The organism is Paenibacillus dokdonensis (genome assembly GCF_004916975.1).
Classification (GTDB): domain Bacteria; phylum Bacillota; class Bacilli; order Paenibacillales; family Paenibacillaceae; genus Paenibacillus_AQ; species Paenibacillus_AQ dokdonensis.
In genome coordinates, this window is the sequence record NZ_STGQ01000001.1 from 3,810,447 (window position 1) to 3,826,014 (window position 15,568).

The 15,568-nt window shown below is 49.0% G+C and carries 11 protein-coding genes; 2 read left to right on the forward strand and 9 right to left on the reverse strand.

The window, feature by feature from the left end; genetic code table 11:
- Positions 1 to 38: 38 nt before the first annotated feature.
- The 6 genes from E6W40_RS17630 to E6W40_RS17655 form a co-directional block, all read right to left on the reverse strand.
- Complete coding sequence (locus tag E6W40_RS17630) at positions 39 to 800, reverse strand: AAA family ATPase (RefSeq protein WP_136606653.1); 762 nt, start codon at positions 798 to 800, stop codon at positions 39 to 41.
- A 118-nt stretch (positions 801 to 918) separates the two neighbouring features.
- On the reverse strand, positions 919 to 1,893 hold the full coding sequence (locus tag E6W40_RS17635) for a diaminopimelate dehydrogenase (protein WP_136606654.1): 975 nt from the start codon (positions 1,891 to 1,893) through the stop codon (positions 919 to 921).
- 129 nt (positions 1,894 to 2,022) lie between these two features.
- On the reverse strand, positions 2,023 to 3,939 hold the full coding sequence (locus E6W40_RS17640; protein WP_136606655.1) for a DUF2207 domain-containing protein: 1,917 nt from the start codon (positions 3,937 to 3,939) through the stop codon (positions 2,023 to 2,025).
- A 507-nt stretch (positions 3,940 to 4,446) separates the two neighbouring features.
- Entirely contained in the window at positions 4,447 to 5,433 is a 987-nt protein-coding gene (locus E6W40_RS17645; protein WP_136606656.1) for a hypothetical protein, read from the reverse strand.
- Between the two features lie 208 nt (positions 5,434 to 5,641).
- The gene (locus E6W40_RS17650) at positions 5,642 to 8,965 is read right to left on the reverse strand and encodes a DEAD/DEAH box helicase (protein WP_136606657.1); all 3,324 of its coding nucleotides are present in this window, start codon (positions 8,963 to 8,965) and stop codon (positions 5,642 to 5,644) included.
- A 138-nt stretch (positions 8,966 to 9,103) separates the two neighbouring features.
- Complete coding sequence (locus tag E6W40_RS17655; protein WP_136606658.1) at positions 9,104 to 10,174, reverse strand: undecaprenyldiphospho-muramoylpentapeptide beta-N-acetylglucosaminyltransferase; 1,071 nt, start codon at positions 10,172 to 10,174, stop codon at positions 9,104 to 9,106.
- A 166-nt stretch (positions 10,175 to 10,340) separates the two neighbouring features.
- Here E6W40_RS17655 and E6W40_RS29545 point away from each other — a divergent pair, with 166 nt between their 5' ends.
- Both E6W40_RS29545 and abc-f read left to right on the forward strand, forming a co-directional pair.
- Positions 10,341 to 10,490, forward strand: a complete 150-nt coding sequence (locus E6W40_RS29545; RefSeq protein ID WP_168928783.1) for a hypothetical protein — start codon at positions 10,341 to 10,343, stop codon at positions 10,488 to 10,490.
- A gap of 92 nt (positions 10,491 to 10,582) precedes the next feature.
- The gene (abc-f, locus tag E6W40_RS17660; protein WP_136606659.1) at positions 10,583 to 12,484 is read left to right on the forward strand and encodes a ribosomal protection-like ABC-F family protein; all 1,902 of its coding nucleotides are present in this window, start codon (positions 10,583 to 10,585) and stop codon (positions 12,482 to 12,484) included.
- 64 nt (positions 12,485 to 12,548) lie between these two features.
- On the opposite strand, the gene E6W40_RS17665 is transcribed toward abc-f, so the two are convergent.
- From E6W40_RS17665 to E6W40_RS17675, 3 genes are all read right to left on the reverse strand, one after another.
- Positions 12,549 to 13,172 (reverse strand): 50S ribosomal protein L25, encoded by a 624-nt coding sequence (locus E6W40_RS17665; RefSeq protein WP_136606660.1) that lies wholly within the window; start codon positions 13,170 to 13,172, stop codon positions 12,549 to 12,551.
- Positions 13,173 to 13,365: 193 nt separating this feature from the next.
- Complete coding sequence (locus E6W40_RS17670; protein WP_136606661.1) at positions 13,366 to 13,818, reverse strand: cupin domain-containing protein; 453 nt, start codon at positions 13,816 to 13,818, stop codon at positions 13,366 to 13,368.
- A 224-nt stretch (positions 13,819 to 14,042) separates the two neighbouring features.
- Positions 14,043 to 15,530, reverse strand: coding sequence for a carboxylesterase/lipase family protein (locus E6W40_RS17675; protein ID WP_136606662.1), 1,488 nt, complete (start codon positions 15,528 to 15,530; stop codon positions 14,043 to 14,045).
- Positions 15,531 to 15,568 lie beyond the last annotated feature (38 nt).

Sequence of the window (15,568 nt, forward strand, 5' to 3'; positions counted from 1 at the left end):
GTCCCGTTAGTTACGGGACAGCCTTTTCGCATACAACTCTATGTCTCTTCCTCCAGCAAAATCTCCAGCATTTGCTCACGGTCATTCATCATTTTCCGGGTAATAATGTAATGCTCTGTTTCCTCCAGAGCAACCTGGCGCATACCCTCTTCGTCCAGCAGCCAGATCTCGGCATGCGGGTAAGTCATCAAGATCGGTGAATGCGTAGCGATCACGAATTGCGACTGTTTGGTGACCAGCTGATGCATGCGCGTCAGCATAGACAGCTGCTTCAGGGGCGACAAGGCTGCCTCCGGTTCGTCCATGAGATAAAGTCCCCGACCTCCGAAACGATTCATAAAGGTCGCGAAAAAAGATTCGCCATGAGACTGTTCATGAAGAGATTTGCCGCCATATGAATCCCTGATGAGAGGTCCGGATCCCCACTCGGCATCGAGCTGATCAATGTTGGTTGCCACGTTATAATAGCTCTCCGCACGAAAAAAGAAACCGTCCCGTGGACGAACTACTCCCTTGGCGAGCCGCATATAGCGGTACAGCTCCGAATGTGATGACTTGGTTTCGAAAGAGAAGTTCAGCGTTCCACCTTCAGGATTAAAGCCCCAGGCAACAGCCATCGCCTCAAGAAGCGTAGACTTTCCCGATCCGTTCTCCCCGATAATGAATGTCACCGGCTTTTGAAACGAGAGACTGTAGAAATCGTGAACTGCCGGCAGACTAAAGGGATAGGTCCGGAAGGAAGGTACCTCCTCCCTTTTCAGCATCATACTCCGCAAATATAATGAACGCGGGTCTAACATGAGGACTTCAGCTCCTTATGTCTCTTACTTATCACACTGTATACATGATCAGAAAAGGACATCATCCAACCTTATTATGGATGGAATGATGCCCTTGATACGACTTGTCCAGTTAAAATTACAGCAATTTCTTGCGGAGCTGCTCTGCAGATTTAGGCGACAGCAGTCCAAACGGAATGTCAAATACGGTCTTGGCGCCTTTATCTCCCTGTGCAGACAGCTTCGCAGCCGCACGAGCATAAGCTACCAGTACGCTGGCAGTAAATTCAGGGTTGCTGTCCAGCTTCAGGCCGAATTCGATGATTTGGGTGCTGTTCTCACCAGTGCGTCCGCTGCGCAGCACGGTACCGCCGTGAGGCATAGCGGAGTGGTTAGCCTTCAGCTCATCTTCACTGATAAAATTCACGGTTGTGTCATAGTCAGAGAAGTAATTTGGCATTTCTTTAATTTCTTTTTCGATGCGGGCTTGATCCGCTCCTTCTTCTGTCACCACGAAGCACTCACGCAAATGCTTTTGACGGGTGGTCAGCTCCGGATTTTCGCCGGCGCGTACTTTGGCAACCGCATCTTCAACAGGAATGGTATACTGGACGCCATTTTTTACGCCTTCAACGCGGCGGATCGCATCGGAATGCCCTTGGCTGACGCCGCGGCCCCAGAAGGTATATTCCTTGCCTTCAGGCAGGATAGCCTCTGCCAGCATCCGGTTCAGTGAGAAGAGACCTGGATCCCAGCCCGTAGAGATGACACTAACATGCCCAGCTGCAGAAGCCTCCGCGTCCACAGTAGCAAAATACTCAGGAATACGCGCATGCGTATCAAAGCTGTCGACCGTGTTGAACATTTTGGCAAACTCCGGACCTTGTTCTGGCAAATCTGTAGCGGAACCACCGCATAGAATCATCACATCGATTTTACCGATGTATTTTTCCGCTTCCGAAATATGTACAACAGGCACGCCAGCCTCTACGCCCTTTGGCTCGCGGCGGGTGAAGATGGCTTCAAGCTGCATATCCTGATTTTGACGGATCGCCTTTTCCACACCTTTGCCCAAGTTTCCGTATCCAACAATACCTACCGTAATCTGTTTCATATAATCCTCCCAAAGCACTCAATATAGTGTCTTTTCTCATTCTTTCTGTTTTCTATTATAAACAGATTTGTGGATACATGTCATCCGATGTGAGAAAAAGCACAAATTTTCCGTATAATAATACAGGGACTAAAAAGCCCCTGTACCTCCACCGCCCCCTCCTCCACCGCTGAAGCTGCTGCTGTTGGAGTTCGATGAACTCGAAGCAATGAAGCCGAGATGACTTTGCGTGTACATCATGGACGACAGAATATCGGCGCTGAATAAAAGAGGAATGGCAGCGGCGTAAGCTGCGGTATTGCCCTCTTCCTTCATCCGCTTTACATATCGAGGAATGACACCAAGCAGAACAGCGTGTTCTGCATCCCGTTCTGTATGGGCCGGATCCCATTCTGCTGTATCTCTGCCTCGTCCAAGCTCTCTTCTCCAAGTCTTGAGAGCATACCGATACTGCTGTGTCTTCCTGGACATGAGGTATCTCGGAAGAAGCGCGGCGAAGAATGCGGAACATATAACTAGAAGCATGTAGGAGCTGCAAGCTTCCTCATGGACGATCTGGGTTCCGACCGCTAAGCAGGCAGCATGGTAAAGCAGAATCCATAGCTTGGATTTATATTTGAGGCAGGTCCAAATCCCTCCGGCGCCCAGAAAAATAGCAGTCAGGAGTATGCTTAAGCGGGAAGCGACATCCACGTAGTAAAGATAAATCAGCATAAGATAAAGAATGATAACCATCAGTGGAATCAGCAGTCTGAGCAGCTTGTTCGTTCGCACCTCTTCCGCATATGGCTCTGTGTCTGCTAATGTTTTGCTCCAAGTTCTAAACTGCTTGGCATGCTCCTCCGACTTTTTGCGGTATTGCGCAATCAGCTTCGAATCCTGCTTTTCTTTAAATGTGGGCCCTGCGACGGAGTCCAGCCGGAATACATTTTCCTCGTTAAACAGCCATTCGACCAACAGACGGTCGGCCTCATTCAGCTGCTCCACATTACCTTGAAAAGTGAACATCAGAGTTGTGTCCGGCGCTGTCGGCTCCTCCAAAAAACGTTTTGATGACGGCACTTCCCGGACCGTAACGAGTCCACGCCTGCGCAGGGACAGAAGGCCTGCGATAAAGTCTTTCTGCTTCAGCTTGCTCTTGCGAAGAATATACGTTTTCAACAGGGGATCCAGCTTCTCCAGCTCATCCTTGGTAACCTGACGGCGGCTTGACCAGGCTGATATTCTTTTCCATGACAACAGGTACAGAATTGAACCCAGAAGGGAAATAATTGTCAGCACCTGAATGACCTTAACCGCTTCCTGCATTCTCCCCTCCCGGAGCTGCATCCGGTCTTCCCGCTTCTGTTCATTCGCGAGCAGCTGTTTTAGAGATATATCCTTCTGGTTACTTTTCATTTGAGTTAACTGATCTTGCGGGAAGAGGACCAGCATCTGGGCATCCCCATACTTCGAAAGATTTTCGTTTTCGTAATGAACCGCGGGTTCTTCTGCGGTCGTAATACTTCCTCCCGTTCGATCATGCAGATAGGCATGCACATCGGATTTTTTGTAATCAGACGGCAGATATACATCTACTTTGACATGATGAATGTCCTGATTGCTTTTCTTAAAAAAGCTATAATCCAGCTTACCTGCATCACTATATCTAACAGCAGCCTGGTCGATGCGATACCGGTAATAGACCTGCTTCATCTCATCATTAGCAGCATTGTAAATATAATAAGTATCGTTATCTCCATCCCATTTCACATTCAGGGGCTCCAGATTTTCATCGTTGAATTCACCCAGCTTCTTGCCTGGCGGCGGAACATAGGCTTCAAAAAACTCGATCCCATTCTGTTCGCCCTGATCGATATACCTGCTGGTGCCTTGAAAATTGCCTTTGAAATTGTATGTGAATAATTCCTCCACATATAAATCCCCATCGGGCATGACATAAGCTCTCGTATCAACCTGATCCATGGAGAAGCTTTTTTTGTCGCCACAGCCTGTCATGACCAATATGAAAACAAGACATACCATCGCCAGCATCCATTTCTTCATCCACTCACTCCTATTCCAGTACTCTCGGTGTTTTTCTCTCTGGTTTTATTTAATGTTTCTTTATATATTAACAAATGATACCTATGGTGAATCAAGAGGATAAGGTACCAATATGCGATAATCAACCATCCTCTTCCAAACACCAAAAAAGAAAAGCCCCGCACACTGCATTCATTCCTTTTGCAGCGGTACAGGGACGCAGTTTGGCGGGTTAACCGCATTATCGATTCATAGTAATATTGGGATCTGCCCAAACCGAACTTTAGGCACACGGTCATAGGTGAGCATTCCAAAATTTCCTGTTTCACATCCGTGAGCTGTTTATAACAGAAGCCGTGAATAATCAGAGTACGGTGAATCGGTCCGATCATGACCTGCAGACTTTTCAAATCATTCTCATCATGGTCTGCTTTACCGTAAAAAAGCCGCTGCCATGTGTGTATTTGCCTCTCTGATATACCTATCAGGCTAAATACCACAAAACAGCGGCGTGATTATTTATTTTTTTCAGGGCCATGTCAGCTGCTCTACCGGACCAAAGCCTGTGGAAGAATCGTATTTGATATGATGTCGAAATTGCTCCAGCAGCTGTGGACATGCCTCCTGCTCCATATCCACATTGGACAACATGCCCCGTTCAAATTCAACTGAGAGCACAGTCACATATTCCTCCTGCCCCGTATCCCGTACAACCTTCGTATCCCTGGCATGAACGAGTACCGTATCCAGCGGCAGCACGGCGAACAGCTCCCTGGCAATCCGCAATACGGAACCGCATACATATTTACGCTCCATTTCATGCTGTTCCTCTATGTTAAGCGGACTCGCCGTCAGGATCCCTTCCTCAGTCAGCTGCTTCGACTCTACTGGAATCATCTGCCCTGAGTTCACATCCATCTCAACCTCTACTGCGGCCGCATTCAGAACGTTAAACTCCAGACCGCTTCCCAAGGTCAGCAGATCTTCCAGCGGAGCCATTTCTTCAAGCACACGCAGGTATGCCGTTCGGTTTCCCTCGAGAATGCTGTGGGCAAAATCCGTCAGATTTTTCCACTGCAGATAATCTTGCTGATCCTGCTCTCTGGCCTGCGTTATCTGATCACTTAGCTCCTGCATCATTCCGGCATCCTGTTTCAGAAGCTTTTGCATCCGTGTCGGTTTGAAATCCCTGTAGTTCTCCTCGGCCAGCTTTTCGCGCGGTCCCGCCTCTCCTCTTCGGAACGGCGCAGCCGCGGCCGCAATCTGATCCCAAGAAATCGGTTCCCCGCATATTTGATGGATGGATGTAATCCATTCCAACTGATTTTCGTACCATTCAACTTCAAACGCCGATTTCTCGGCTTCGCTCCAATCAGCCTGTTCTTTTTGTCTGACATTTCTTTTGAATATCAACTCCTGACGTTTCAAACAAGCGCTGCTTTGGACTCTACGGTCGAGAAATGGCTGCATGAACGATACACCTGACACTGCCGCTTCATCGTATCTATATCCCATATCATTCTTCTCCTCACAACAAATCCATGAATTGATCACAGATAATAGGTCAAATATACTAGTGCTATGTAGGTAAATTTCGCCATTCCCTCCGGAAATCCTTCACAAATCCTTATAAGGAAAAATAATTCGATTACATATGAACAAAAAAGAGGAAAAACCCAATGTCGAAACAGGATTTTTCCTCCTTATTTATGCAGAGCAGTTCTTACAGAGCAAGCAGCTCGCGGATTTCCTGTTCCGAGAGTGCAGTCTGCACCTCTTCGCCAGGCTCCATCACTTCGCGAATCAAATCTTTTTTCCGTTTCTGGAGCTCCAGCATTTTTTCCTCCACCGTACCTTTCGTCACCAACCGGATGACCTGAACGACATTCTTCTGTCCCATCCGGTGAGCCCGCCCTGCAGCCTGCTCTTCAACAGCTGGATTCCACCATAGATCATATAAAATAACAGTATCCGCCCCAGTAAGGTTCAGTCCCGTACCTCCGGCTTTGAGTGAAATAAGGAACACATCATTCTCCCCGCTGTTGAAGCGTGCACAGGTATCCACACGTTCTTTGGCCGGTGTCTGTCCATCGAGATAAAAAACCGGAATGCCCAGCTTGCTGAGCTCACTCCGGATCATGCGCAGCATGCTGGTGAATTGGGAGAAAATCATTATTCGTCTGCCGCTGTCCAGGCAATCCTGGGCAACCTCCAGCAGCTGCTGCAGCTTCCCGGACTCACCTTCATAGCCGTCAACAAACAAGGCAGGATGGCAGCACAGTTGGCGAAGTCTCGTAATACCGGCCAATATTTTCATCCGGCTCCGCTGGAAGCCCTCGAATTCTAGATCACGCATCGTTTCTTCCTTAAATTCCTCCAGATATGCAGCATAGAGCTTCTTCTGTTCCTTGCTGAGCTCGGACTGCTGCACCGTCTCGATCCGCTCAGGCAGCTCTTCCAGCACATCAGCACGCAGCCGCCGCAGAATGAAGGGCTGCACAATCCGTGCTATCCGGTCACGCGAGAGACCACGAAAGTTTTTAAGTCCGGTAAAGAGCCCCGGAAATACAGCATCGAATATGGACCACAGCTCATCAACGGAATTTTCAATTGGCGTTCCGGTCAGCGCAAATCTGCGCCCTGCCGTTACTTCCCGCACAGCCTGAGCCGTTTGGGTAGATGAATTTTTGATGGCTTGAGCTTCGTCCAGAATCAGTGTACTGAATGTCATTTCCCGGTAGATTCGGATATCCTTGCGCAGTGATGGATAGGATGTAATGATGACATCCGCATCATAGTCAGGCATGTTGTCTCTGTCTTCATCATCCGCTTCAGGACCTGCCTCCGCATCCGCCATACGCAAAAGCATGTCATTCCGTTCTTTCTTCGCTCCCAGAGCCACTTGAATGTTAAGGGTTGGAGCAAACCGGTGAAACTCATTTTCCCAATTGTAGACGAGCGACGCAGGGGCAACAATCAGCACAGGTTGACGCGTCGGCTGCTCACGAATTTCTGATAGAATAAAAGCAATACTCTGAAGCGTTTTTCCCAGCCCCATATCATCCGCCAGAATTCCGCCAAAGCGGTATGATCCAAGCGTTTTTAGCCACTGGTAGCCTTCCTTTTGATAATCACGAAGCACATTAGTAAGCTCTGCCGGAATAGGAAATTCCCCATGCTCAGGACGCAGCATATGATCCAGCAAACCGCGCAGTGATTTTCCGAGCTGGAGACTGCCGCTATCTCGGTCCCTAAGCTGGAGTCCCCTGAATACAGGAAGCTGCATTCGGCTGCCGGTGATATCCCCTTTTTTCATTCCCATCTCATCGTACAGCTCACCGAACAACTGGAAGGCATCGCCTTCAAGCGACAGGTATGATCCCTCAGGAAGTCGGTAAAATTTCTTCTTCTCCACAATGCTCAGCAGAATCTTGCGGATATCCTTTTCGCTGATTCCGTCCAGCTCAAAGCTGATCTCCAGCCAGTTCGTCGTCTGGTCCGTATCCGCCTTGATTTTGGGAGCCTTTCGGCCCGTATGCATTATCTGTTTTACTCTGTCCGTTGCGTAAACCTCAACCCAGGCATCAAGCTTCGGCAGCATATGGAATAACACATCGTACATGCTTTCCTCCTCGGAAAGATCGAGCGACCACTCCTTGTCGAAACGGATAAACTCGCTCGCATTCAGCATGTCCAGCAGCCTTTTCTCCTTTTCCGTATCTCTTACCAAAATCAGGTCTATATCTTTGCGAGCTTCCCAATCATCGGCGAGCGCATCAATGACAATCCCACCGTACACAAATTCCACTCTGGCGAAAAGGGATGTTTCATCCCGGTCCAGATAAAGCTTGGCAGACAGTGCAGGCTGCACAATTCGGTCACGAATAGCCGAATCCACCGATACTCTTCCGATTTTACGGAGGCCGGGAACAACCCTTTCCATCAGGGCATCCATTTGATGAGGGGAAACCTGAATCTTGGTATGATCCTGGCGGTACAGCATAGACTTCATCTCCGACAGAAGATAAAGCTCCCGTTCCGCAAGAAGAAATATCTTCCCTTCCAGAACGGCACAACTGTAGGCGTTCATCACCATGACCTTTTTTAGTCCCCGAATTTCAAGACCGTAAGCATCGCCGTTTCCACTGCTGATTTCAAAAGAGATTGGCAGCTTGTCCTCTGCCGCTACCATCAGGACCGGTTCGCCGATGTCCCGCTCCAGAAGAGCTTCTGCGGCAATCAAACGCGGCAGCAACGCCCCCCAGGCAAGAGGGGGTACGGTCAAGAGACGCTGATTCCCGGAAGATGAGAAACCGCCGTAGAACCTCCCCGTCTCGTCATAAGCAAATTCGCTGTCTGCGATACACATCAGTTGTTCTATGACTGACCAGTCCTCATCCCGGAATGTATGCAGGCTTGGATCGTAAGTGAACAGCTTGGTGAACGGAAGCTGCTTTCCTTCCTCGATATGAAGCAGCAGCTGCCGAATGTTCTGCACGACATACAGCCGTTTCAGTCCTACCTTCATTTCAATCCTGAACTTGGGATCGGGCAGGTATTCATCCGTAATTTTGCAAACAAATTCGACGCTGAGTGTTTCCTTCAGGGCATTTGCTAGCCGCTGCCCCGCTTTGATGCGATTGTGATCTGCAGCTTTGTCAAACAATTCAATTAAGCCACCAGCCAGACGGATATCACGGGAAGTAATACCGGGTGTGGGAAGGGGCAATACCTCGCCTCTGCGATGGCCCTCCTCCACTCCGTTTTTCTCTTCCTCAAGCATGTTGATCATCACGGCTGCAATATGTTTGCAGTACGGATAGTAACCCCCATATGCGGCACATTCGCATTCCGCACTAAAATCTGCCCCGTCAATATCGATATGAACATGAAAGACCTCCTGGTCCTGCACAACAGCCTTCTGGCAGCGCTCCTCTTCGTCGCGTTCCAATACCATAACCTGTCCCTGCTCTACCATCGTCTCTCCGCGTTTGAAGCCTGTGACTCCGCAAAGAGTCTTGATTCGTTGAGCGGTAAATGCCAGCATGTATCTGTCCTTTCCGAAATATCCATATTCCTATATAAATTGAGCAAAAGAAAGCCTGCCTTAATATTTTGATTATCTTTTCAATATACCATAAACAGATCAAAGGAAGCGAAAAATAGAGAACTCCCGTTCCCTCATTTATCTATGTCTTGCCGTCTCCTTGATTAATTGGAATACAGAGGAAAGGGCTTCAGATTGTTTATTTTTTCTCATATTGCCAATGAAACCTTCACGTTTGTTATATACTTCCATCACGCCAGCAACAAGAGAAATCACGGTCATCTCTTCCTCTTCCAAAACCTTGCAGTATCCGGATTTTTCGAAAGAACGAGCATTCAGGATTTGATCGCCCCTGCTCTGCTGCTTGGTCAGCGGAATGAGAAGCATTGGCTTTTGAAGCGACAAAAACTCAAATATGGAATTGGAACCAGCCCGGGAAATCACCATATCAGACATAGCTAAAACATCCGGCAGTTCTTCGTTTATGTATTCATACTGCTGGTATCCACTGAGTCTTATACTCGTGTCCAACTGACCTTTTCCGCATAGATGGACAATCTGGAACCGCTCCAAGAGATCTGTGAGAGCAGTTCTGACGGCTTCATTGATTTTACGGGCTCCGAGGCTTCCACCCATAATCAGAAGAACAGGCTTATTCGCATGAAATCCGCAATACTTTCTTCCTTTATCCGCATGACCCTGATGAAGTTCCTTTCGAATAACAGCACCTACATAGCGAGTTTTTGCCTTGCTGATTTGTTCTGCTGTTTCTGGAAAAGTCGTGCATACGGCAGCCGCGAGCGGAATGGATATACGGTTTGCAAGGCCGGGCGTAATATCTGATTCATGAATGATAACAGGTACTTTATTTAACCATGCCCCTATGACGACCGGAACAGATACGAATCCCCCTTTTGAAAATAACACCTGCGGCTTCCGTCTGTTTATCAATCGATAGGCTTGAAATACTCCTTTGGCGATCTTGAACGGATCCTTCATGTTTTGAAAGTCCAAATACCTGCGCAATTTGCCTGTTGATATTGGAAAATAGTCCACATTGGGAAGGGAGCTGACAAGCTGTCTCTCAATTCCCTGTGCAGAACCTATATATTCCACAGACCAGCCCTCATCCAGAAAAAGCGGCATCAACGCCATATTAACGGTAACATGGCCTGCGGAGCCGCCGCCGGTAAACATAACCTTCTTCATAAGTACCTCCTGCTCGTTGACTTCTTGTTATTTTATTGTATTATACAGCTGAATTTTATATAAGTACCGGTGGCTCCTTCACCCATGCCTGATGACTGCCCCTTGCTATCTGAGGGCAAAACATATAGAATAAACATAACTTTTTTAAACAGGAGGTGAGGTAGCAGTGGCACAACATTTTTCGAACAACCGGATTGATCAGCTTCCGATGACGTTATCCGGCATTTTTTACAGAGCAGCACTCAACGGGATCCGTCTGTCCAATTTTAAATATCCGGTTGTTCTAAAAAAATGTGAAATGCCGCTCCTACCTTAACTTCAACGGAAAATAAGCGTTGAACGTTCAGCCGCAGGGACATTTCCCTGCGGCTTTTTTTCTGTAGTTCCGGCATCTATGGAGGAAAAACAATGATGATTCAATGTAAAAATGTGCAAAAATACCACGGCGCCCAGTTGGTGCTGTCAGATATCAGCTTCGAAATTGCAAATGGGGAAAAGGCCGCTCTCATTGGACGCAACGGCTGCGGCAAGACGACCTTATTCCATTTATTAAAGGGAGAAGATGCCCCCGATCAAGGGAGCATTGCTATCCAAAAGGGAGCGCGTGTCGGTCTCCTCGCGCAGATTCCGGAGGCATCCGCTCAAGAAACGGTGTATGAAGTGCTTCTCAGGCCTTTTGCAGCCGTACTCGAATGGCAGAGCCGGATGCGCTCGCTGGAAATGCTCATGTCAAATCCTGCCGAGGCCGGTGATCCCGCAATCCTCACAAGCTTGCTAGAGGAATACGGCAAGCTGCAGGAATTGTTCGAAAGAGCAGACGGATATGAGATCGAGTCTGCCATCGCCCGTGTGGCAGGCGGACTGGGCATTCCCTTCCAGCAGTTTTCGCAACCTTTCCCCTCCCTGTCCGGCGGGGAGAAAACAAAAATTGGACTGGCGGCACTGCTGCTTGAAAAGCCTGATGTCCTATTGCTGGATGAACCGACCAATCACCTGGACATGGCCGCCATTGAATGGCTGGAGCAGTTTCTCGCTGAATATAACGGTACCGTATTGGCTATCTCTCATGACCGTTTCTTTCTCGACAGGCTCGTAACCAAAGTAATTGAAATCGAGGATGGAGAAGCCCTCATCTATCATACCAACTACAGCGGTTATCAAAAGGAAAAGGAAGAACGTCTCCTGCTGCAGATTGCACATTACCAGGAACAGCAGAAAAAGATTAAGCAAATGCAGGAGAGCATCAAACAGCTGATTCAATGGGGTAACGAGGCCAATCCGCCGAATGCGGGCTTCCACCGCCGGGCAGCATCCATGCAGAAAGCACTGGACCGCATGGTCAAGCTGAAACGGCCTCTGCTCGAACGCAAGAAAATGGATCTGCAACTGCAGCAGGATGACCGATCCGGCAAGCAGGTGCTTCTCTTTGATCAAGTGGGTAAAGCTTTCGGGGACCGTTACCTGTTCCACGATGTCAACGGACTGCTCCGTTACGGGGAAACCGTCATGCTCCTGGGGCCAAACGGCTGCGGCAAAAGCACACTGCTTCAAATGATTCTTGGGAAAGAAGAAGTTTCAGAAGGAGCCATTACCCTGGGCTCCCGCGTCCTTATAGGCTATCTAGCTCAGCAGGAGCATCCGGAGAACACGCGGCAATCTGTGCTTCAATTTTATCGTGAGCATGCAGGGATCGAAGAAGGAGAAGCCCGTGGCAAGCTTGCACGTTTTCTGTTTTATGGAGCCGATGTGTTCAAAGGTGTCTCCAGCCTCTCCGGAGGCGAATGGACGCGTCTGCGATTTGCCATATTGATGGAACTGAAGCCAAACTTGCTGATTCTCGATGAACCGACCAACCACCTGGATATTGACTCCCGGGAGGTGCTCGAGGAAGCACTAGAGGAGTTTCCTGGGACCATCCTTTCGGTATCTCACGACCGCTATTTCATAAACCGGCTCGCCGATACGATATGGAATCTGGAGCAGGGGAAGCTGCGGATGATCGCGGGTGGATTTGATGAATACCAAACACGTACACGTTATGAAAATGCACAAGTGATACCAGAAGCGAAGACTGTCCCTTCCGCCCCCGTTTCCGGGAAGCAACGCTTGTCCACACCAAAATCCGCACCGATATACTCGGAAAAGGATATCCTGGAAGCAGAGCAAAGGCTGCAGGAGCTGGAAACGCAGATGATGGATGAGACCATCGCCTGCGATGCAAAACAACTTGCGGAGCTTCATGAGGAGAGCGAACAGCTAAAAGAACAGATTCAGAAACTGTACGAAGCCTGGATGAGTTCCGCGGAATAAATGCATTTAATAAAAAGCCCGGCCAAATGGCCGGGCTTTTAGACATGTATATTAACGTTATAAGTTATTCCTTCGATTCTTCTGCAGAAGCTTCCGGAGCTGCTTCTTCTTCGGTTCCCTCATCGCCTTGTGCTTCCAGAACCGCACGAGGAGCAGTTACATGTGCAATCAGCTCTTCAGGAGAAGCGATCAACGTTACACCTTCAGGCAGCTTGATTTCTGATGCCACAAGTTTGTCGCCCATGTTCAGATGGCTAACGTCCACTTCGATGGAAGCTGGTAGGTTCGCCGGTAATGCTTCAACCTCAAGTTCTGTTTCCAGATGCTGAATCACGCCACCCGACTTGGTTCCTTCCGCAGTTCCGTGGAATTCAATCGGAACACGAACCTTAAGCGGCTTATTAGCGGAAATTTGCAAAAAGTCGACGTGGCTCCATACCCCGCCTTTTTTCTGGAAATCCTTGATAATAACATTCAGATCAGAGGAGCCCTCTACTTTAAGCTTGAACATTTCCGTACGGCCCGTTCTGGCAATCTTCACGAGTTCCTTAGCGTCCACGCTAAGCGGAATGTTCTCGGTTTGTGATCCGTACACAACGGCGGGAATACGACCGCTTTCTCTGAGGTTGCGCAAGCTCGAATGTTTGTTGTCGTTTCTTCGTTCTGCTGTAAGTGAATGAGATGACATCTTGAATAACCTCCTTTGATAGTTGCATATCTGTTGCCGCAAGTTAGACGGCATATCTATGTATTACCCATTCCAGAGACAATACAAACGTTTCTGCCAGAAAGGATTCCCCATAAGGCTTATCTTTACGCAAAAACCCTGCTGCGAAATGCTCACAGCAGGGTTTTTGTCAATAAACAGTAGAATGGCTAGTTTAGTCAATCATGGTAAAGTCATCAAAATGAAAACCCGGAGATACAACGCAGGACACGAGAACCGGTTCATCTCCAAGTGGACGGGCTTCCTGCCACACATTGGCCGGAACCAAGGCCTGAGGAACCTGGCCGTTTTCCAAATCCATGCCGAGAATGATTTCCTGCCGCTCAGCCGGGTCCTCTCCGTCGCCGCCAAGCGCAAGCATCAGCGGACTTCCAGCATGCCACATCCATAATTCATCGGAGTAAACCCGATGCCATTTGGAAAATTCCTGCGGATGCAGCAAAAAATAAATGGATGTCGCTGCCGGACGGGGGCCGGAATATTTGGGATCCAGTACTTCCTTGGGTATTTCAAACGACGCCTCCCAAAGCCTCTTGTACCAGCCGCCTTCAGGATGGGGCTGAAGATCCAATGTCTTTATCAAGGGGGACAATAATGTCTCAGTCATGTTCTGCCTTCTTTCTGTGTCAGGATTTTGCAAAATCCTCATGTAAGTAACCCTGTCCCGACAGGGAATCTGCCATTTACTTTATCAAATGTGGTACAAGGTTGTAAATCGTCAGATTCCAATTATGATGAAGGTGCTTAGCCCCTTCATTTATGATTCCCCGTTTTTTCTCCTTTTTTCAAAAACTAGCTGCTGTGCGCGCTTGTCCACCCTGTTCATATGGTTTAGTTTCCTGCTGTCAGCTTACGCCGTTTTCCGGCTTCCGGATCCGCATCAACCCGGCTTTCTTCAGCAAACAGCATGGTCCAACGCTTGTCGCTGTCATAAGCTGGCCATTCCAATGTTTCCGTTGACGGATTACCTCTCTTCGCAAAAGCCACCCATGCATCCTGCATCTGTTCAGCCATAGCCCGCATTCTCTCATCGACAGGAAGCCCCGCTGCTTGAAGAAGCTCCAAGTTGTTAAGCACAAATGGAATTTCCGCTGAATGGAATGCTTTGCCCAGCAAAGGATGTCCGGGAATCATTGCAAAATCATAGCGATACATCCACACTGACGCGTGACTGCGCTGGGCATCGGCAAATAGCAGTGCTGATCTTAAGAAGTACAGATCCGTCATCGCCTGACGCTGGCCTTCAACCGTAACCGCATAATCTTCAATCCAAGAAGCTGCTTCTGGCGTTCCCGTCATTGCAGTATATGCTTTGGCATTTTCCTCCATAGATAAGAGCGGTGCGCCATCCTTAATAAACAGAGCCCCTTCGTCCTTGTTAATACCAATGATGATCTCTACTCCAGCCGCTGAACCTTGGGAGATTGCCTGCAGAGGAGAAAGGGGTAATTCCTTACCGTCAATAACAGGCTGAAATAGCATGACTGCACTGGCACCTGCAGCCTGTTTCAGCCTGTCCCCTGCCCGCAAAATCTCTTCGGTCGGCACAGATGTGAGCTTTTCCAATCCATCGTCCGATACGTCAAGCATATCAAGCAATGCCTTCACCAGAAGCCGTCCCTGCTGATCCGGAATAGCCTGTGAAGCACCGCTCTGCATAATAGCCCGGCTGAACAGCCCCTTAGCCGCGGGCATCGCCAATAGTGCCGCAATACTCATGCTGCCGGCCGATTCACCGAATACCGTCACCTGCTGCGGATCCCCGCCGAAAGCGGCTATATTGCCCTGAACCCACTCCAGCGCCGCGATCTGATCCAGCAGTCCGGCATTGCTGACATACCCGTCTTCTTCTCCATTGGCATAAGGTGCCCAATGCGCAAATCCAAGCGGACCAAGCCGGTAGCTCAAGGTGACAACAATCAAGCCGCCCCGCCTTGCGAGTACAGAACCATCATAGATCGGCAGACCGCCGCCACCCGTAACGAAAGCTCCACCGTGTATCCATACCATGACCGGCAGCGGCTCCTTCGACGGATGATCCGGCGCCCAGACATTGACATACAGGCAGTCTTCCGACTGGGGAATATCACCGCGCTTCAGACCGAAGGCTCCTCCTGCCGGGTCCACCGGCTGAGGTGCAAGAGGACCCGGGGTATCCGCATTTCTTGTTCCCTGCCATGACTGGACGGGAGCAGGTCTCCGAAATCTCCGTTCACCGACAGGTGGTTCAGCGTACGGGATTCCCTTCCATGTTTTTACTCCGTGCTGTCTAATTCCTTGTATTACACCGCTATGTATGCGAATGATGAGATCGTCCAAACCTAACATCCTTTCTGAATGAAATATGGTACTTTCAT

What these genes read in the sequence shown, in the direction of transcription:
- E6W40_RS17630 (WP_136606653.1), bottom strand. Translation starts at nt 800, where the DNA reads ATGTTAGACCCGCGTTCATTATATTTGCGGAGTATGATGCTGAAAAGG.
- E6W40_RS17635 (WP_136606654.1), bottom strand. Translation starts at nt 1,893, where the DNA reads ATGAAACAGATTACGGTAGGTATTGTTGGATACGGAAACTTGGGCAAA.
- E6W40_RS17640 (WP_136606655.1), bottom strand. Translation starts at nt 3,939, where the DNA reads ATGAAGAAATGGATGCTGGCGATGGTATGTCTTGTTTTCATATTGGTC.
- E6W40_RS17645 (WP_136606656.1), bottom strand. Translation starts at nt 5,433, where the DNA reads ATGGGATATAGATACGATGAAGCGGCAGTGTCAGGTGTATCGTTCATG.
- E6W40_RS17650 (WP_136606657.1), bottom strand. Translation starts at nt 8,965, where the DNA reads ATGCTGGCATTTACCGCTCAACGAATCAAGACTCTTTGCGGAGTCACA.
- E6W40_RS17655 (WP_136606658.1), bottom strand. Translation starts at nt 10,174, where the DNA reads ATGAAGAAGGTTATGTTTACCGGCGGCGGCTCCGCAGGCCATGTTACC.
- abc-f (WP_136606659.1), top strand. Translation starts at nt 10,583, where the DNA reads ATGATGATTCAATGTAAAAATGTGCAAAAATACCACGGCGCCCAGTTG.
- E6W40_RS17665 (WP_136606660.1), bottom strand. Translation starts at nt 13,172, where the DNA reads ATGTCATCTCATTCACTTACAGCAGAACGAAGAAACGACAACAAACAT.
- E6W40_RS17670 (WP_136606661.1), bottom strand. Translation starts at nt 13,818, where the DNA reads ATGACTGAGACATTATTGTCCCCCTTGATAAAGACATTGGATCTTCAG.